The sequence below is a fragment of the Alcaligenes sp. 1735tsa3 genome (genome assembly GCF_024134565.1).
Taxonomy (GTDB): Bacteria; Pseudomonadota; Gammaproteobacteria; order Burkholderiales; family Burkholderiaceae_B; genus Alcaligenes; species Alcaligenes phenolicus.
The window spans coordinates 2,910,361-2,928,384 of sequence record NZ_CP099862.1; the positions used below are offsets into that span (position 1 = coordinate 2,910,361).

General features: G+C 57.1%; 16 protein-coding genes. 5 read left to right on the plus strand and 11 right to left on the minus strand.

Features of this window, described 5'->3' with window-relative positions:
- Position 1: 1 nt before the first annotated feature.
- From plsX to NIZ92_RS13595, 3 genes are all read right to left on the minus strand, one after another.
- Positions 2-1,090: a phosphate acyltransferase PlsX gene (gene plsX / locus NIZ92_RS13585; protein WP_009456590.1), complete on the minus strand. Its 1,089-nt coding sequence runs from the start codon at positions 1,088-1,090 to the stop codon at positions 2-4.
- A gap of 41 nt (positions 1,091-1,131) precedes the next feature.
- A complete protein-coding gene (rpmF, locus tag NIZ92_RS13590) occupies positions 1,132-1,314 on the minus strand; it encodes a 50S ribosomal protein L32 (protein WP_003800968.1) in 183 nt (60 codons plus the stop codon).
- 74 nt (positions 1,315-1,388) lie between these two features.
- The gene (locus NIZ92_RS13595; protein WP_009456592.1) at positions 1,389-1,910 is read right to left on the minus strand and encodes a DUF177 domain-containing protein; all 522 of its coding nucleotides are present in this window, start codon (positions 1,908-1,910) and stop codon (positions 1,389-1,391) included.
- Positions 1,911-2,250: 340 nt separating this feature from the next.
- Between NIZ92_RS13595 and NIZ92_RS13600 the strand changes: the two genes are divergently transcribed.
- The 3 genes from NIZ92_RS13600 to NIZ92_RS13610 are packed head-to-tail and all read left to right on the plus strand — an operon-like array spanning position 2,251 to position 4,351.
- Positions 2,251-2,805, plus strand: a complete 555-nt coding sequence (locus tag NIZ92_RS13600) for a Maf family protein (RefSeq protein ID WP_254002104.1) — start codon at positions 2,251-2,253, stop codon at positions 2,803-2,805.
- Positions 2,806-2,817: 12 nt separating this feature from the next.
- Positions 2,818-3,540 carry an SAM-dependent methyltransferase gene (locus NIZ92_RS13605; protein WP_088450515.1) on the plus strand — a complete coding sequence of 241 codons (723 nt, stop codon included), beginning with the start codon at positions 2,818-2,820 and terminating at the stop codon, positions 3,538-3,540.
- 1 nt (position 3,541) lies between these two features.
- Complete coding sequence (locus NIZ92_RS13610) at positions 3,542-4,351, plus strand: N-acetylmuramoyl-L-alanine amidase (protein ID WP_115633915.1); 810 nt, start codon at positions 3,542-3,544, stop codon at positions 4,349-4,351.
- Between the two features lie 42 nt (positions 4,352-4,393).
- Here the strand turns inward: NIZ92_RS13610 and NIZ92_RS13615 are convergent, their stop codons facing one another.
- Genes NIZ92_RS13615 through NIZ92_RS13630 form a run of 4 tightly spaced genes read right to left on the minus strand, consistent with a single transcriptional unit; the run spans position 4,394 to position 7,568 of the window.
- Positions 4,394-5,002, minus strand: coding sequence for a sulfite oxidase heme-binding subunit YedZ (locus NIZ92_RS13615; RefSeq protein ID WP_203145615.1), 609 nt, complete (start codon positions 5,000-5,002; stop codon positions 4,394-4,396).
- The gene (gene msrP, locus NIZ92_RS13620) at positions 5,002-5,955 is read right to left on the minus strand and encodes a protein-methionine-sulfoxide reductase catalytic subunit MsrP (RefSeq protein ID WP_026483107.1); all 954 of its coding nucleotides are present in this window, start codon (positions 5,953-5,955) and stop codon (positions 5,002-5,004) included. Before msrP ends, NIZ92_RS13615 begins: the two co-directional genes overlap by 1 nt.
- 54 nt (positions 5,956-6,009) lie before the next feature.
- Positions 6,010-6,663 carry an HAD family hydrolase gene (locus tag NIZ92_RS13625; protein WP_009456607.1) on the minus strand — a complete coding sequence of 218 codons (654 nt, stop codon included), beginning with the start codon at positions 6,661-6,663 and terminating at the stop codon, positions 6,010-6,012.
- Between the two features lie 2 nt (positions 6,664-6,665).
- On the minus strand, positions 6,666-7,568 hold the full coding sequence (locus tag NIZ92_RS13630) for an RluA family pseudouridine synthase (RefSeq protein ID WP_254003222.1): 903 nt from the start codon (positions 7,566-7,568) through the stop codon (positions 6,666-6,668).
- A 548-nt stretch (positions 7,569-8,116) separates the two neighbouring features.
- Between NIZ92_RS13630 and NIZ92_RS13635 the strand changes: the two genes are divergently transcribed.
- A complete protein-coding gene (locus tag NIZ92_RS13635; RefSeq protein ID WP_254002105.1) occupies positions 8,117-11,428 on the plus strand; it encodes an Rne/Rng family ribonuclease in 3,312 nt (1,103 codons plus the stop codon).
- 494 nt (positions 11,429-11,922) lie between these two features.
- Here NIZ92_RS13635 and accD read toward each other — a convergent pair whose 3' ends face one another.
- The 4 genes from accD to NIZ92_RS13655 all read right to left on the minus strand — a co-directional run bounded on the left by accD (position 11,923) and on the right by NIZ92_RS13655 (position 17,338).
- Positions 11,923-12,801, minus strand: a complete 879-nt coding sequence (gene accD / locus NIZ92_RS13640; protein WP_035272491.1) for an acetyl-CoA carboxylase, carboxyltransferase subunit beta — start codon at positions 12,799-12,801, stop codon at positions 11,923-11,925.
- Positions 12,802-12,918: 117 nt separating this feature from the next.
- A complete protein-coding gene (trpA, locus tag NIZ92_RS13645) occupies positions 12,919-13,752 on the minus strand; it encodes a tryptophan synthase subunit alpha (protein WP_009456611.1) in 834 nt (277 codons plus the stop codon).
- Positions 13,753-13,768: 16 nt separating this feature from the next.
- A complete protein-coding gene (gene trpB, locus NIZ92_RS13650; RefSeq protein WP_009456612.1) occupies positions 13,769-14,968 on the minus strand; it encodes a tryptophan synthase subunit beta in 1,200 nt (399 codons plus the stop codon).
- Positions 14,969-15,043: 75 nt separating this feature from the next.
- Complete coding sequence (locus NIZ92_RS13655; RefSeq protein ID WP_035272489.1) at positions 15,044-17,338, minus strand: bifunctional (p)ppGpp synthetase/guanosine-3',5'-bis(diphosphate) 3'-pyrophosphohydrolase; 2,295 nt, start codon at positions 17,336-17,338, stop codon at positions 15,044-15,046.
- 83 nt (positions 17,339-17,421) lie between these two features.
- Here NIZ92_RS13655 and NIZ92_RS13660 point away from each other — a divergent pair, with 83 nt between their 5' ends.
- Positions 17,422-17,940 (plus strand): flavodoxin family protein, encoded by a 519-nt coding sequence (locus NIZ92_RS13660; RefSeq protein WP_254002106.1) that lies wholly within the window; start codon positions 17,422-17,424, stop codon positions 17,938-17,940.
- Positions 17,941-18,024: the final 84 nt, after the last annotated feature.

The following is an 18,024-nucleotide window of genomic DNA, read 5'->3' on the forward strand; positions in this document are numbered from 1 at the left end:
CTTATGAGGACGAGGGCTCTGAAGTATGGCGTGTATCTGGTTCGCCGCTTTGCTCTTCATGCAAGTTCACACTTTGCATGATGCGTTCGACTGCCTGGCTGGTACCGCTGAGCAGACCATTGAGCACCGCACCGCGGGCCCGTTGCAAAGCATAACCGAAAGCGTAGGCATCAGCAGAACCATGACTCTTGATAACAATACCGCGTAAACCCAAAAGGGCCGCACCGTTATGACGGCGATTATCCACCCTGTCGCGGAAACGATTCAAGACAGGACGAGCCAGCAAAGCGGACACTTTGCTCAATGGGTCACGGGTAAATTCGTCGCGCAGCATACTGCCGACCATCTTGGCCAGCCCTTCAATGGATTTAAGGACCACATTGCCCACGAAACCGTCGCACACGACCACGTTGACGGTACCTTTGCAGATATCGTCACCTTCTACGTTGCCGTAAAAATTCAGTCCGCTGGAGCGCAACAGTTCAGCCGCCTTTTTGACGACCTCGTTGCCTTTGATGACCTCTTCCCCAATATTGAGCAGACCCACGGTGGGACGCTCATGGCGATCCACAATACTGGCCAGGGCAGATCCCATAATGGCGAACTGCAACAGGTGTTCTGCGGAGCAATCCACATTGGCACCCAGATCCAGCATGATCGTGGCCCCGCCCTTTTGGTTCGGGATGGACGTGGCAATGGCTGGGCGATCAATCCCATCCAGAGTTTTGAGTACGTAGCGCGAAATTGCCATCCATGCGCCGGTATTGCCCGCAGAAATGCAGGCATCAGCTATCCCATCCTTGACGGACTGGGCAGCCACTCGCATGGAGGAGTCTTTTTTGCGGCGCAGGGCCACCTCGACCGAATCGGCCATGGTGACAACTTCGGATGCGGGAAGAATGTCGTACCAGGAGGTATCGACATTACCTTGCGCACGCAATGTTTGCTCGATGGCCTGAGGCTCGCCAACCAATAAGCAGTGCACATCCGGATAGCGCTTGGCAAAAAGCAGCGCTGCAGGGACAGTGACGGATAAACCGATATCGCCGCCCATGCAATCGATGGCAATACGTATTTTTTTGTTAGACATCAAGCATGCAACCTATGTTGCTTGCAACGACAAAGAGACTATTACTCGTCGTTCTTTGTTTTCAGCACTTTACGGCCACGGTAGATGCCGTTAGGGCTGATGTGGTGACGCAGGTGCAGTTCGCCAGTCGTAGGCTCGATAGCCGTCGAAGGACCAGTAAGCGCGTCGTGCGAACGACGCATGTTACGCCGGGACGGGCTCTTTTTATTCTGCTGAACAGCCATGATGACTCCTGTAGATGGACAACCCCGAATAAATGGGTGCAGCCCGAAAAAATTAACGAATTAGTAACAAACAATCAAGACTTCTTGAGCGAGCCCAATACGGCAAACGGGGACGGCCGCTCAAAGGCGGACTCATCCAGGTCGTCAGACTTGGCTTCCATGGACAGCGACTGCGCGTCGGGACAAACCTCATGGCGCGGCACATAAGGCACGCTAAGAATCAGCTCGTCCTCGACCAGTCCCAGGACATCCAACTGGCCTTCACACAAGATGCGATCAGGACCTTCCGTATCGTCATCATCCAGCTCAAGTTCGTCCTCGGTTGCCACAATCTGTACTTCGTTGGAAATATCGATGGGCCACTCAAAAGGCTTCACACAGCGCTGGCATTCCAAAATGACACTACCTTTGGCCTGCACATGCACAAAACGACGCCGGGCAGAATCTTCCCGACCCGACACACTCCAGTCAATGCGCAAATCGCCTTGATCGGGCAAATCGGATACCAGACGAGACAAATCTTCCACCAGCACCTGACCCGACATTTCCTGAGGGGCACGGGCTAGATTCAAGGTGTCGATATACTGTGTCGTCATAAGTATGCTTAGGGCATCAAACCACGGTTTTACCAGGATCTGGAACCGCTTGTTTGTTCTGCTTTATTTGTCGCTTTCGCTTGTTTGCTGCTTGCTTGTTTCACTGCCTTGGTATCGCTTGGGGGCTCTACCACTTTTTCTTGTACTGCTTTTTTTCCTGCCCCTCGGTATTGAAGCATGTAAAGCGCAGCCAGCAAACCGCCAAGCTAGCCCACAACCATTTCAATAACGAAGAAAACATTAGATAATACCGTGCTAAGCACAAGGCAGTCAAACCAAAGCACAGCTAAAACACACTATGCGTCTCATCCTTGCATCAAGCTCAGTCTATCGCCGCGCTATGTTAGCGCGTTTGGGCTTGCCTTTCACCTGTCAGTCTCCTGACATTGATGAAACCCCACTTCCCGCAGAGGCTCCCGCCCAGCTCAGCCTGCGTCTGGCGCGTGAAAAAGCGGCTCGTATCAGCCAGTTGAACCCAGGCGCCCTCGTGATCGGCTCCGATCAGGTCGCCACATCGGGCCAGGATGTTATTGGCAAGCCTGGCGACCATGCCGGTGCGCAGAAACAACTGCGTCGCCTGAGCGGTCAAGACATCGATTTCCATAGCGCTTTATGCGTGACGGATGGCCAGGAATTTCTGTGCAGCGATATTGTTACCAATTGTCGTTTTCGCGCATTGAGTGATGAAGAAATCGAGCACTATTTGCTGCAGGAAAAACCGTATGACACCGCTGGCAGCGCCAAGGCCGAAAGCCTGGGTATTGCCCTGATGGAGTCCATGCGCTCGGACGACCCAACCGCTATCATTGGCCTGCCGCTGATCGAGCTGTGCACCATGCTGCGTCACTTTGGCTTGAACCCCTTGCGCCCCACCCTTTTGCCCCCTTCCGTTTAGGACTGATACGCCATGCCCCAAGCCGCCCCTTTGCACCTGATCCCCGTAGGCTTAAGTGAGAGCCCGATCAGCGGCTGGCTACCCGCCGACGTCAAGGCTTTGACGCGCGAACTGACCGTCTTTATTGCCGAGAACGCCAAAACCGCCCGCGCCTTCCTGAAACTGGTTGAGCCCGTGGTACCTCTGCAAGAAATCACTATTCACACGCTGGACAAGCGCGGCAACAAACCCGGTGAAATGCGTGAGTGGTTGAAAACAGCCCTGCAAGGTCAAGCCATTGGTCTGGTATCGGAAGCTGGCTGCCCCGCCGTCGCCGACCCCGGTGCGCTGGTGGTTGCCATGGCCCACGAAATGAAGATCCCCGTGCGCCCTCACGTTGGCCCCTCTTCCATTTTGCTGAGCCTGATGGCCAGCGGCTTGGACGGTCAGCAGTTTGTATTCCACGGCTATGCGCCCGTGGATGGCGGCGCACGCGCCAAGCAGCTCAAACAATGGGAAAGCCAGTCCCAAGCCCTGAAACAAACCCAGATCCTGATCGAAACACCTTATCGCAATCAGGCCATGTACAGCACCTTGCTGCAGTCCCTCAAGCCCACAACACGCTTGTGCCTGGCTCGTGACCTGACAGGTACGCGTGAGTTGATCCAGACTGCCACAGTTGAACAATGGCGCGAGCGCCAGCCGCCTGCCCTGGACAAAACCCCCTGCATTTTCCTGTTTCTGGCTGGTCGTTAAGATGAAATCCCTGTCTTTTCTTACACCCGCCTTGAAGCGCAGCGTTCAGATTGGCGTACTTAGCCTGACGGCCTTATTGGCGGCCTGTGGCAGTAGCGGTCCCTTCAAACTTGATGACAGCTATAGCGCTCAGGGCCAGAACAGCCGAGTGCGTTATCTGGTCATGCACTACACCGCTGGCGACCACGCTACCTCCTTGAAGGTGCTGACGCAGCGTGATGTCAGCGCCCATTACCTGGTCAGCGACGAGCGCCGTCCCACTGTCTACCGTCTGGTTCCAGAGGAACGCCGCGCCTGGCATGCAGGTCTGGGCTCCTGGTACGGTTTCACAGACCTGAATACCGGCTCTATCGGCATCGAAATCGTTAACATGGGCCGCTTGGCAGATGGTCGCTGGGCTCCGTATACGTCCGGGCAGATTGAAGCAATCAAAGCACTGCTGAAAGACCTGGCTCAGCGCCATGGCGTGTCTGCCCGCAATATTATTGGCCACAGCGATGTTGCCCCACAACGCAAGCTGGACCCCGGCCCTCATTTCCCCTGGAAGGAACTGGCCCAAGCAGGCATAGGCCGCTGGTACAAGGAATCACAGGCCCGAGCACTGCAGGCGCAGTACGCCACGCGCCCCCTGCCCTCTGCTGCTCAAACCCAGGCCCTGCTGCGCAAAGCAGGCTACGAAACGCCTGACAGCGGCGTGTTCGACAAGGCCACACAAAACGTGATCGCCGCCTTCCAGATGCACTACCGCCCAGCCCGCTACGACGGCACTTTGGATGCCGAAACAGCCGCCATTCTGCAAAGTCTGGATTGACAAAAAAACAGGTAATGGGCTTATGCTCATTACCTGTTTTGCTTAGTGCACTGTCTTATTCAATACGGGCCAGCGGCGCAAAACCAGCAAGCCCACCAGAACCAAACCATAGACATAAACTTCCACCACATCATTTTTACCAGTACGAATCAGGTAAAAGTGCAGGATGGAAAGGACCGCCGCCAAATACACGGTTTGATGCAAGCGGCTCCAGCCACGACCCAAACGTTTCTGCCAGCCATGCGTGGAGGTCAGGGTCAGGGCCAATAAAATCAGCACAGCCACTACCCCGATCGCAATCAAGGGCCGCTGCATCACGTCCTGCCACATGGACAGCCAGTCGCCCGAGCGATCCCACCATGCCCAGGCCAAGGTATGCAAAGCTGCATAAAAAAAACTGAACAAGCCCAACATGCGGCGCCAACGCACCAAGGCGGGCTGAGCCAGCAAACGCCTTACAGGACTTAAAGCCAGGGTCAGCAGCAAGAGTACCAAGGCCCAGATCCCACTGGATCGGGTCAAAAATTCAGCTGGATTGGCACTTAGGCCATTGTTGAAACCCAACCATACCCAGCGCCCCAAGGGAAACAAGCCCAGCAAGAATACCAAGGGCTTGAGCCTATCCAACTGCGCAGCCTTCCAGGTACTCATCAGTAGTAACGCCTTAAGTCCATATCGGCATACAGTCCTGCCACGTCTTCGGCATAGCCGTTAAAAGGCAAAGTCGGCTTTTTGGTGGCGAAGAATCCCGAACCGATGACACGTTCAGTGGCCTGGCTCCAGCGGGGATGCGGAACTTCCGGGTTCACATTGGCGTAAAAGCCATACTCATGCGGAGCCACCTTCATCCAGCTGGACTCGGGCATGGTGTCCGTCAAGGTGATGCGCACCAAAGACTTGGCCGATTTGAACCCATACTTCCACGGCACGATCAGCCGCACCGGCGCTCCATTCTGAACAGGCAGGCTTTTTCCGTACAGACCGGTAGCCAGCAGAGTCAAAGGATGCATGGCCTCGTCCAACCGTAGCGCCTCCACATAGGGCCAGGCCAAGATACGAGAGCGTAGACCCGGCATGGTTTCCGGGTCCGCCGCTGTTTCAAACCGAACAAAGCGGGCCGAGCCCTGGGGCGACGCCTGCTTTAGCAAGGCCGACAAGGAATAGCCCACCCAGGGCACCACCATGGACCAGGCTTCAACACAACGCAGACGATAAATACGCTCTTCCAAAGGGGCCAGCTTCAAGATCTGGTCCATATCCAAGGTAAGCGGCTTGTTCACCAAACCGTCAATCTGCAAAGTCCAGGGTTCAGTCTTGAATTTCCCCGAATGGCGGGCAGGATCTTCCTTGCCCGTGCCAAATTCGTAGAAATTATTGTAGGAGGTGACATCGGACTCGCTGGTGGGCATATCGTCCAGTTTCCAGCGCTGGGAAGGCGTGAACGACAAGTCCTGCCCTACCGGGACCGCCTGAGCCCGACCCGGCAAGCTGGCCGCCAGGGCCAAGGCGCCGGGAGCCTGCAAAAGCAGGCGGCGGCGCGCCCGCCAGACCGACTCGTCGGTAATTTCAGAGGGACGTATGGGCTGCGAACGTGATTTGAACATCTCCATCTCCTGAACCTGTCTGGCAAGATGGTCGTCAAACCGACTTGCCGCCTATTAAATCCGTGCCAATACCCAATCGCGCATTTGCGCCACATTATCAACCATGACCGTGGGCTCAGCCTTGGCCAGGGTTTGAGGATCATGCGCGCCGTAAGTGACAGCCACGCTATCCATGCCCGCATTGGCCGCCATATGAATATCGTGCACGGTATCGCCCACCATCAAGACCTGCTCGGGCTCCAACATCAATTCGGCCAGCAATTGATGCAGCATTTCCGGGTCCGGCTTGCTGCGGGTTTCATCTGCACAACGGGTAGCATCAAAAAAAGTGCTGAGATTGACCTGCTGCAGCACTCTATCCAAACCTTGACGACTTTTACCCGTTGCCACTCCTAAGGCAATCTGGCGGCCCCGAAGTTCACCCATGAAAGGCAAAATTCCGTCAAACAGCTTGATATGCGGGTCGCGCTGCATAAAGTGATGTCGATAGCGCTCCAGAAACAGCGGCATCTGCTCGGCAGTCAAATCCGGCACAGCGCGATACAAGGCGCTTTCCAGCGACAAACCAATAACCCAGCTGGCTTGCTGAATCGAGGGCACAGGCAATTGCAGATCCGCACTGGCCAACTGAATAGAACTGGCAATTGAGTACGTCGAATCCATAACTGTGCCGTCCCAATCAAACAGAACGGCGGCGTAACGCGTCATAACTACTTCTCCAAACGCTCAAGAACGGCCTGACAGGCAGCCGGCAAGGCGGCCTCCAGAACCAGAGGCTGTCCGGTGACAGGATGATTGAACTCCAGGCGTCCCGAATGCAGGAACATGCGCTTGAAGCCCTGGCGGGCGAATTGATCGCGAATGGCGTCGTCGCCATACTTGTCGTCGCCCACAATCGGAAAGCCCGAATGGGCCAAATGAACCCGGATCTGGTGAGTGCGGCCGGTTTTCAGCTCCGCCTGTACCAAAGTAAAGCGACCAAAACGGCGCTGCATGGTGATGATGGTATGCGCAGGCTTGCCTGTGGGGTCAACCTTGACGCGCCGCTCCCCACTTTCGGTCAGCCAGCGCAGCAAGGGGAAACGGATATGCTGGCGATCGTTCACCCAATCGCCCTGCACCAGCGCCCAATAAAACTTGCGTGCACGGATTTCGCGGAACATATCGTGCAGGCCAACCAGCGCAGCACGACGCTTGGCGATAATCAGCAAACCGGAGGTATCCCGGTCCAGACGGTGGGCCAGTTCCAGAAAGGGCTCCTGAGGACGGGCAGCACGCATCTGCTCGATGACACCGAAAGACACACCACTGCCACCATGCACGGCAACACCGGCAGGCTTGTCGATGACCATCAGGTGCTCGTCCTCGAACACCACCGGGAAAACGGCAGCGGGAACATGACGCGGCTGCTCGGGCTCGGGCAGGCGCAGCGGCGGAATCCGCACCATATCGCCGTCCTGCAAACGATAGTCACTGCTGATACGGCCTTTATTCACGCGCACCTGACCGCCACGGATAGCTTTGTAAATGTGGCTTTTTGGCACCCCTTTACATTCACGTAACAAAAAATTATCTATACGCTGACCTGCCCGCGTTTCATCAATGCGTAATATTCGCACTTGAGGGGCTGATCTTTGTGATTCATGAGGTTTGCACATAACAAAAAGGGGCATATAATCGCTTCAGCCTATGGAAGCTGAGACTGGGTCCAGCGTAGAGATGCAAAGGGTGCGTCTCCGTTGGATGACCAAGGACTGATAATTGTATCCTTGAGTTCCAGCTTCCGGGTCATAAGGTCGCCGGGGTGAGTCCGAAATAGCGAAAGTCGTGTGGCAAGAAGGCCCGCTTTCCAAGAGATGTTTTCCTCCCGCGTGCGGCGCTGAATTCCTGCACAGATTGTCCCGCTCTTTTGCACCAGCCGCATGATTTATGCGGCTGCCGTTCCCCCAGCAATTTTATATTCGTCAAACACACACCGTGACTCTGACCCCCCTGCTGATTGAACTTCGCGCTTTGGCGCGACTCGTGCCTCCCAGACTATAAGCCGGTAGGCCGATTTTGCCTGCCTGCACCAAACTGATGCAGCTATAGCGCTACACACCTGTGACCCGCGGTCGTGCGCCGATATTTCGGTGCTCCATGACAACGGAGATCCACACTCATGAAACGCATGTTGTTCAATGCGACGCATCAAGAAGAACTACGCGTCGCCATTGTCGACGGTCAAAAACTGATTGACCTCGACATCGAAACAGCCGGGCGCGAACAGCGCAAAGGCAATATCTACAAAGGGGTCATCACCCGCATCGAACCCGGCCTGGAAGCCTGCTTCGTCAGCTACGGTGAAGAGCGTCACGGCTTTCTGCCATTCAAGGAAGTAGCTCGCAGCTACTTCAAGGAAGGGGTTGATGTACGCAGCGCCCGCATCCAGGACGCCCTGGTTGAAGGCCAGGAACTGATCATCCAGGTTGAAAAAGAAGAGCGTGGCAACAAGGGCGCTGCCCTGACCACCTTCATTTCCCTGGCAGGCCGCTATCTGGTTCTGATGCCCAACAACCCCCGTGGGGGTGGCGTATCGCGCCGCGTTGAAGGCGAAGACCGCCAGGAACTGCGCGAAGCCATGGACCAGCTGGACATCCCGCAGGGCATGAGCATCATCGCCCGCACCGCAGGTATCGGCCGCAGCGTCGAAGAGCTGCAGTGGGACCTGAACTACCTGATGCAGTTGTGGACCGCCATTGACGGCGCAGCCCGCGACAATGCAGCCCCCATCCTGATTTATCTGGAATCCAGCCTGGTTATCCGGGCAATCCGTGATTACTTCTCGCCCGATATTGGCGAAATCCTGATCGACACGGACGAGATTCACGAGCAGGCCGCCGCTTTCATGAGCGTGGTCATGCCCGACAATCTGCATCGCGTGAAGATGTACCGCGATGACATCCCGCTGTTCTCGCGCTTTCAGATCGAACACCAGATCGAAACCGCCTACTCGCGTACCGTGCAATTGCCTTCGGGCGGTGCTGTCGTTATCGACCACACCGAGGCCCTGGTTGCCATTGACGTGAACTCGGCTCGCTCCACGCGTGGTGCCGACATTGAAGAAACCGCCCTGCGCACCAACCAGGAAGCCGCTGACGAAGTGGCCCGCCAGTTGCGTTTGCGTGACTTGGGTGGCCTGATTGTTATCGACTTTATCGATATGGAAGACAGCAAGAACCAGCGTGCTGTCGAACAACGCCTGCGCGATGCCCTGCACCTGGACCGTGCTCGCGTCCAGATGGGCAAGATCTCGCGCTTTGGTCTGATGGAACTGTCCCGTCAGCGCCTGCGCCCTGCCCTGAATGAAGGCTCCCACATCACTTGCCCACGATGCACCGGCACTGGCGTCATTCGCGATGCCGAATCCAGCGCTCTGCATGTACTGCGTCTGCTGCAAGAAGAAGCCATGAAAGAAGGCACGGCCGCCCTGCACGCTCAGGTGCCGGTGGATGTGGCTACCTTCCTGCTGAACGAAAAACGCGCTGACATCACCAAGATCGAATCGCGCCTGAACATTGCCCTGATCCTGATTCCGAACAAGAATCTGGAAACCCCGCACCACATCATCGAGCGCCTGCGCCACGACGACCCACGCCTGGATGAACTGCGCAGCAGCTACGAGCTGGTCCAGCAGCCTGAGCAGCAAGACAGCCTGGTGCCGCACCGCAGCCACGAAATCAAGCCTCGTCCAGAAGCCCTGGTCAAGAGCACCACACCGGCCCAGCCAGCTCCCATGAGCAAGCCTGCTGCCGCCGCAGCCGCCAGCGCCGCTGCTAGCGACAACAAACCCGGCCTGCTCAAGCGCCTGCTGAACTGGTTGTCCGGCGCACCTGCCGAACCCGTGGCCGAGACCACCAAATCCGAAGGCAGCAAATCCTCCTCTGGCCGCCGCCAAGGTCGTCCCGGCCAATCCAATAGTGGCCGTGGCCAAGGTGGTCGTGGCCGTCGCCAGTCCAACCGCCCGGAAGCGGCTCAGGAAGAGAAGGCCAGCACGGAGAGCACCGGCGGTAATACCCGTGGTCGCCGCCGTAACGCCTCAGCAGGTAACGAATCTGCTCTGGAAACCCCACAAAGCGCCCACACCACGCCCGCCACTGCCGACGAAGGCAGCAGCAACAGCCGCAACCCACGCAACCGCCGTGGCCGTGGCCGTCAACGCCGTGAAGAAGGCAGCGCAGAAAACGTCGAGCTGAACAAAGACGTCGCCAGCACAGAAGCCCAGCCCGATCAGGCTGCTGCCGCAGTGGCCAGCGTCGCCGCAGTGGCTGCCGTGGCCGCCACCAAGCAAGAAGCGCAAAACCGCGCTGAACAGCTGGCCGAGGCTGACAGCTCTGATACCAGCGACAACTCGGATGCCGAAACCGACGAGAACAGCGAAAACGGCGCTCTGGACCCAGAGCGCAAACGTCGCCGTCGTCGTAGCCGTCGTGGTCGTCGCAATACCGACGCCAACGCCGTAGCCGAGAACGAAGAGAACAACGAAGAAGGCAATACCAGCGCCTACGTTGCTCACGAAACACCTAGCTTCAACCCCGCTGCCCTGGATGCCCAGGAACAAGCTGCCGCCCAAACCGCAGCAGCCGAGCCTGAACAGCCACAAGCAGCCGTAGAGGCACCGGCAGCCCAAGAAGCCGCTCCTGCCGCTGCTCAAGCCGCACAACAAGCTGAAGAAGTCGCTACGACCCCGGTAAACGCTGTTGAAACCGCTCCAGCCCAGGAAGAAGTAGCCACTCCAGCCGTTCAGGCCGAAGTTGCTCCAGAAGCTCCAGCCGCAGAAGAAACCGTTGCTCCTGTGCAAGCAGAAGCTGCCGCCGAACCTGCCAAAGCAGAAGTGACCGAAGCTCAAGCTGAAGCTGTAGAAACAGCCGCAGCGCCCGCAGAAACGCAAGCCGCAGCAGAAACCCCAGCCGTTGAAGCCGCTCCAGTGGAAACTGCAGCCGTAGAAACCGCTACTGCCCAGGAAGAAGTTGCTGCTCCAGCCGCTCAGGCCGAGGTAGCGCCAGAAGCTCCTGCCGCTGAAGAAGCTGTTGCTCCTGCGCAAGCAGAAGTTGCTGTCGAACCAGCCAAAGCAGAAGCCACCGAAGCTCAAGCTGAAGCCGTGGAGACAACTGCTACTCCCGCAGAAGCACAACCAGCAGTTGAAGCCCCGGCCGTTGAAGCCACTCCAGTGGAAACCACAGCCGTAGAGACTCGCGTTGAGACTCAAACGACTGCAGCTGCAAAAGCCCCTGCTGCCGAACAAGCACAGAAGCCCACAGCCGCCCCTCTGGAAGCCGTACTGAACGCAGCGGGCATCGAACTGGTGGAAACTGTTCGCTCGGCAACACAGGACGACTACCAGCCCGCACCAGTGCGCCTGGGTCGCCCACGCAAGCAACGTGCTGCAGAAACCGAGAACAGCGAGCCGCTGCAACAGGTCGAAACGCAGTAAACAGCAAGACTAAAAACGCCGCCCTTTGGGGCGGCGTTTTTTTTTCCTCTCGTATCCATAAAGAGCAGCCATCTAGGCTCCTTCTCCCTCTTCTTGAGCCCTCTGCGATATTCCTTTTTTCTTGGTGTGGGGAGTACGACTCTGGGGCGAGTCAGGGACTTGGCCGCGGGCTATTGAACAATCCAGGGTGCAAGCCCAGTGCTGTTCGAGCCAGACGCTTGTACTTGGTCCGGGGGACCAAGTACCTGGCGAGTTCACTGGGCGCCTGGATTGTTCAATAGCCAAGGGTACCCGTGCGCAGCACGGGCCAGGGCCCCGCCCCAGGGTCGTACTCCCCACACCAAGAAAACCAAGCCAATCTCGCCCTGAAGCTTCAACTCACAAGCCAACGCCTCAATACCAAAAACCGCTTTGCAAAAAAACAAAAACACGGCAGCCCAAAAAAAACGCCACCTAAACCCAGGTGGCGTTCTTCTTTAGCAATTCCTTGGCAATCAAGAATGCCGCGACACAGCCTCAGCCGGCTGACGAGTCAGCAAAGCCAGCAACTCGGCCAGCTCACGCTGCAGCTCGCGACGATCAACCACCATATCGATAGCGCCCTTCTCCAGCAAGAACTCGGCACGCTGGAAGCCTTCGGGCAGTTTCTCGCGCACAGTCTGCTCAATCACGCGAGGACCGGCAAAACCGATCAAGGCATTAGGCTCGGCAATCACCACATCGCCCATAAAAGCGAAACTGGCCGACACACCACCCATGGTGGGGTCAGTCAAAATGCTGATAAACGGCAAACCCGCATCGGACAATTCAGCCAAAATAGCCGTCGTCTTGGCCATCTGCATCAAAGAGAACAAGCTCTCCTGCATACGCGCGCCACCCGAAGCGGCCACGCAAATAAAAGGACTACGGTTGGCAATAGCTGCCTGCACGCCACGTGTGAAACGCTCGCCTACCACGGAACCCATGGAACCGGCCATGTATTCAAATTCGAAGCAGGCCACCACGGCAGGCACAGACAGAATCGTGCCGCTCATGACCACCATGGCTTCAGTTTCGCCCGTCTGCTTGGCCGCCTCGGAAACGCGCTCGGTGTACTTGCGCGAATCGCGGAACTTCAAGGGGTCCATAGGACGGGTGTTGGAACCAATCTCGGTCTGGCCTTCGGGGTCCAGCAAGGACTTGATCCGGGCACGAGCACCAATGCGCATGTGATGGCTGCATTTGGGGCAGACATTCAAGGTGGCCTGGAGATCTTCCTTGTAGAGCACAGACTCACACGACGGACATTTCACCCACAGCCCTTCGGGAACACGACGGCTGCTTTCGGGGTTACGGTTAATTCGCGGCGGGAGTATTTTCTCGATCCAGCTCATTGTTAGATCCTGTTTTCGCCTGGCCGGCACCCGGCCCACCAAGCTCTTTATTCTGAAAAAAAGCGCCTGTTCCTAAAGAACAGGCAGATGATTCTATACGCGGAATAGGTATTTAGGCTAATTATCCAGTGCCTGACGTATCTGTGCGAGCCATTGGCTGGCTGCTGCAACCGCAGCCGCATCCATATCCTTTTGCTCTTTGCCAGCGTTCTCCTGCACAGCCTGTTCCATGGTCTGGATCAGCTTGGAGCCAATGACAACTGCATCCGCACTACGGGAAATAGCTTTGGCGCTTTGCGCGTCCCGAATCCCGAAACCCACTCCGACCGGAATTTTGACGTGCTGACGAATACGCTGCAAGTGGTGTTCCACATCAGCCACATCAATCTGGGCCGAACCGGTCACACCTTTCAGGGACACATAATACACATAGCCCTGCGCCAAAGCGGCTACCTTGGCAATACGCTCGTCCGTGGACGTAGGCGAGAGCAGGAAAATAGTATCCACGCCCTGCTCGGTCAGCAAACGGGTGAAATCCTCGGACTCCTCAGGTGGGTAGTCCACCGTCAGCACACCGTCCACACCCGCCTTGCCTGCCATGACAGCAAATTCAGCCTGACCGATACGCTCAATAGGATTGGCGTAACCCATCAGAACAACCGGCGTTTCCTCGTCGATCAAGCGAAACTGCTGCACAATCTCCAGCACTTTACGCAAGCCCACACCACGGCTGATGGCACGTTCAGCCGCTTGCTGAATCACCGGGCCATCGGCAGTGGGATCAGAAAACGGTACACCCAATTCAATGACATCTGCCCCGGCCTGACGCAAGGCATGCATCAAGGCCACGGTAGCGGGCACCGAAGGGTCTCCGGCCGTAATATAAGGCACCAGGGCACAGCGCCCGTTCAAACCTTCAAACGTCTTTTTCAGACGCACATTACTCGACATATCCGTTCCCGATTGCTTACAGAGTCAAGCCGCCGTACTCGGCGACCGTGTGCATGTCCTTATCACCGCGACCGGACAAACTGACCAGGATGATTTTATCCTTGGGCAAAGTCGGGGCAATGCGAGCCGCATGCGCCAGCGCGTGCGAGGACTCCAGCGCGGGCATGATGCCTTCGATGCGGCAGCAATCGTGAAACGCTTTCAGGGCGTCTTCATCGGTGCAGGTGGCGTATTGCGCACGGCCACAATCTTTCAGCCAGGCGTGCTCGGGACCCACACCGGGGTAATCCAGGCCAGCCGACACCGAGTGCGTAGGCATGACGTTACCGTCATCGTCCTGCAGCACATAGGTACGGTTACCGTGCAGCACACCCACCATGCCCTTGTTCAGGGAAGCCGAGTGCTCCAGCGTATCCAGACCGCGGCCAGCCGCTTCCACTCCGATCAGCTCCACATCCTTGTGCTCGATGTAGGGGTAGAAAATGCCCATGGCATTGGAACCACCGCCCACCGACGCCAAAACGTAGTCCGGCTGACGACCGGCGTCCTGAGGCATTTGCTCCACGCACTCGTCACCGATCACGCATTGGAAGTCGCGCACCATCATCGGGTAAGGATGAGGACCAGCCACCGTGCCAATAATGTAGAAGGTATTGCTGATATTGGTGACCCAGTCGCGCATGGCTTCGTTCAGCGCGTCTTTCAGCGTGCGCGAACCGGATTCCACAGGAACGACCGTCGCACCCAGCAACTTCATGCGGTACACATTGGAAGCCTGACGGCGTACGTCTTCGCTACCCATGTAGACCACACACTCCAGACCATAGCGGGCGGCGACCGTAGCCGTTGCCACGCCGTGCTGGCCTGCACCGGTTTCAGCAATAATGCGTGGCTTGCCCATGCGGCGAGCCAGCAGAATCTGACCGATACAGTTGTTGATCTTGTGTGCGCCAGTGTGATTGAGATCTTCGCGCTTGAACCAGATCTGAGCTCCACCTAGTTGCTCCGACCATCGACGGGCATGGTACACGGGGCTGGGACGACCGACAAAATGCTTGAGTTCGTAGTGAAACTCGCGCAGAAACTCAGGATCGTTCCGATACTGTTCGTAGGCTGCTTTCAACTCGTCCAGGGCGTGGACCAGCGTTTCAGCGACAAACGAACCACCAAACTGACCAAAATGTCCATCCGGGTCGGGCAAGGTATAGGTTTTCAAAGCTCGCTCTCTTGATTGACAAGAACAATCGCGGGCACAACGCCCGCGAGGTTTAGGTTTACCGATTTTAGCAGTTCAGGACGAGTAGCGGCGGGCGCTGACGCCCGATAACTCGTTCAAGGCCGCTAAAGCCTTTTGAATTTGCTCGCCATCACGCACTTCAATAGTAAATATCATGCGCGTCAACGAGCGGCGACTCAAGGTGTTGATACCCGTTACGTTCAAACGCAGGCGGGCAAACACTTCCGAGAGATCACGCAAGAGGCTGGGATGCTCCTGAGCCTCAATGGCCAGATCCACGGGATACTGAGTATCCCCCGTATCGCCCCAATCGACGCTAATAGCCCTTTCAGGTTGTCGATCAGCCAGTTCCTGGTAGGACTTGCAGTCGGCACGGTGTATGGACACCCCCCGGCCACGAGTCACAAAACCAGCAATCAGATCAGGGGGTGCGGGACGGCAGCAACGGGCCAGTTGCGTCATTAGCGAATCTACACCCACCACTAGCACGCCGCTTTTCCCGGTCTTGGAAACACTTTCCCGGGCCGCATCAAACACACGCTGTACGGGTTCTTCCTCCTGCACATCCTCACGGAACAAGGCATCCACCTGGCGCAGGCTGAATTCATCCTTGGCCACGGCAACATACAAGTCATCCGCCTTGGCAAAGCCCAGCTGTTGCGCCATCTGCTCCAGATTCACGGCCGTACGACCCAGCCGTTGCAACTCTTTTTCGACCATGCTCTGGCCTTGGGAGATGCGCTGCTGCAACTCAATCGCGTTGAACCAGGCGCGCACCTTGGAGCGCGAGCGTGGGCTGGCCAGAAAGCCCAACTGCACGTTCAGCCAGTCACGCGATGGACCGCCGGATTTGGCCGCCACAATCTCTACCGTCTGACCAGTCGACAAGCGCGTGGACAAAGGCACCATCTGCCCATCAACCCGCGCACCCCGGCAACGATGGCCCAGATCGGTATGCAGGTAGTAGGCAAAGTCCACCGGCGTCGCCCCCACAGGCAGCTCGATAACCCGAGCCTGCGGCGTCAGCACATAAATATGTTCGTCTTCCTGAGCCTTCAAAGGCCTGGCAACAGCTGGTTTCTTGCTGGCAACGGGCTCTACTACCTTTTCGGAAGCCGAATCTTTGCTGCTGTCTGCTTGCAGGCCAGGCTCGGTAGCGTTCGAGGTGGACGCCTCCCTGTCCCAGGCCAGCAATTGACGCATCCAGGCGATCTTTCTATCGTCCTCACCATCGGCCACCTGCTGTCCGCCCTGGGCTCCGGCTTCCTTGTAGCGCCAGTGGGCAGCCATCCCGTATTCCGCGAACTGGTGCATGTCGCGCGTGCGGATCTGAATTTCATAACAACGCCCCTGTGCATCCGCAATAACGGTATGCAGGGAACGGTAGCCATTGGGCTTGGGCCGGGAGATGTAATCGTCAAACTCTTCGGGCACCGGCGTCCACAGCGAATGCACCACCGCCAGGGTGTGGTAGCAGCTGCGCTCGTCATCAACAATGACACGCAAGGCGCGCAGATCAAACAACTGATCGAAATCCAGATGCTTGTTGCGCATCTTGTTCCAGATACTGAAGATATGCTTGGGCCGGCCTGAAACCTCAGCCACGATATGCTCGCGTTTCAAGGCTGCCAGCAGTTGGTCGCGCACCTGACTGATCAGGGTTTCGCGCTCTACGCGCTTGTCTTCCAGCTTACTGGCAATATTCTTGTAGACCTCGGGATTCAGAAAGCGAAAGGCCAGATCTTCCATTTCCCACTTGATCTGCCAAATCCCCAAACGATTCGCCAAGGGCGTATAAAGCTCCAGCGTTTCACGCGCAAACTCGACCGGGCAGACGGTCTTGGACTGCCGATACCAGCGCAAGGACTGCAGGCGAGAAGCCAGACGCATCATCACAATGCGCAAGTCAGCGGCCATCGCCAGCAGCATCTTGCGCTTCATTTCCTTTTGATCGCCCCCGCCTGTCTGCTCCTTGGCCTGGCCTGTCAGCGAACCCAGCCGGTACAAGGCGCGCGAGCCACGTACCAACGTCATGACTTCGGCACCAAAGGCTTTCTGAACAGGGTCCTGCTTGACCTCCGGCCCAGGAGCAGGAGTGACGGCCAACAAGGCGCTGGCACGGGTTTGAGCGTCCACACCCAAGCCAGCCAAAATAAGCGCTACCTGAGCGCAATGGCTGTCCAAGGGTTCGCCGGTACTTCCGGCCAGATCCAGCAAAATAGGCCCCGCCCAGTCGGCAGCCGCCTGCAATAGCGTACGCCCTGCTTCATCCAGTCCGTGGCTGGCTTGCGCGAACCATTGAGGATTGAAGGCCGACTCGGCCATAGGGGGAGAAGCGGTGTGATTCATGTGGATTACGTCGATGTGGCCACTCAGCGCTGAAGTGGCTCTCTATACTGTAGACGCTAGTCTATCACCGCGAGTAAGAGCTTATGAGTCTGAACACATGCCGCCAGCTTCTGTTGATTTGGCACTCCCGTACCGGCGCCGCCCGTCAACTGGCCGAACAGGCCGAGGAAGGCGCGCTGCAGATACTCAAAGAACTGGGCGAGACAGAGCAGGTCTGTATCAAACGCTTGCATTGTGATCAGGTGCAAGCACAGGATTTGCGCGATTCCCACGCCTATTTGTTCTGCGCGCCCGAGAATCTGAGCAGTCTGAGCGGTGCCATGAAAGAGTGTCTGGACCGGAACTACTACGAGGTGCTGGATCAACTCAACGGGCGTCCCTATTCCGCCCTGATCAGTGCGGGTAGCGATGGGCAAGGTGCACAACGGCAACTGGAGCGGATTTGTACCGGCTGGCGGCTGGAGCTGGCCGCCCCCATCCGTATCTTCAATTTTCACGCCCAGACGCCAGAAAGCATTCTGGCCCCCAAGACCTTGAGTGAAGAGCAAATTGCCCAGGCTCGGGAAGCCGGTGGGCATCTGGCGGCACTGCTGTGTCTATGAAAAAGCCCTTTGCATGTGCAAAGGGCTTTGATTCAAACTTTTAGTGCTATAGCTTTATCGCTTTAAAACGATGCCGCCCGTCTG

Excerpts from the sequence above, each read along its gene's own strand:
- trpA (WP_009456611.1), bottom strand. The coding sequence starts at position 13,752 with ATGTCGAGTAATGTGCGTCTGAAAAAGACGTTTGAAGGTTTGAACGGG.
- NIZ92_RS13635 (WP_254002105.1), top strand. The coding sequence starts at position 8,117 with ATGAAACGCATGTTGTTCAATGCGACGCATCAAGAAGAACTACGCGTC.
- NIZ92_RS13655 (WP_035272489.1), bottom strand. The coding sequence starts at position 17,338 with ATGAATCACACCGCTTCTCCCCCTATGGCCGAGTCGGCCTTCAATCCT.
- accD (WP_035272491.1), bottom strand. The coding sequence starts at position 12,801 with ATGAGCTGGATCGAGAAAATACTCCCGCCGCGAATTAACCGTAACCCC.
- rpmF (WP_003800968.1), bottom strand. The coding sequence starts at position 1,314 with ATGGCTGTTCAGCAGAATAAAAAGAGCCCGTCCCGGCGTAACATGCGT.
- NIZ92_RS13610 (WP_115633915.1), top strand. The coding sequence starts at position 3,542 with ATGAAATCCCTGTCTTTTCTTACACCCGCCTTGAAGCGCAGCGTTCAG.
- NIZ92_RS13605 (WP_088450515.1), top strand. The coding sequence starts at position 2,818 with ATGCCCCAAGCCGCCCCTTTGCACCTGATCCCCGTAGGCTTAAGTGAG.
- NIZ92_RS13625 (WP_009456607.1), bottom strand. The coding sequence starts at position 6,663 with ATGACGCGTTACGCCGCCGTTCTGTTTGATTGGGACGGCACAGTTATG.
- NIZ92_RS13600 (WP_254002104.1), top strand. The coding sequence starts at position 2,251 with ATGTTAGCGCGTTTGGGCTTGCCTTTCACCTGTCAGTCTCCTGACATT.
- NIZ92_RS13660 (WP_254002106.1), top strand. The coding sequence starts at position 17,422 with ATGAGTCTGAACACATGCCGCCAGCTTCTGTTGATTTGGCACTCCCGT.
- NIZ92_RS13595 (WP_009456592.1), bottom strand. The coding sequence starts at position 1,910 with ATGACGACACAGTATATCGACACCTTGAATCTAGCCCGTGCCCCTCAG.
- plsX (WP_009456590.1), bottom strand. The coding sequence starts at position 1,090 with ATGTCTAACAAAAAAATACGTATTGCCATCGATTGCATGGGCGGCGAT.
- msrP (WP_026483107.1), bottom strand. The coding sequence starts at position 5,955 with ATGTTCAAATCACGTTCGCAGCCCATACGTCCCTCTGAAATTACCGAC.
- NIZ92_RS13615 (WP_203145615.1), bottom strand. The coding sequence starts at position 5,002 with ATGAGTACCTGGAAGGCTGCGCAGTTGGATAGGCTCAAGCCCTTGGTA.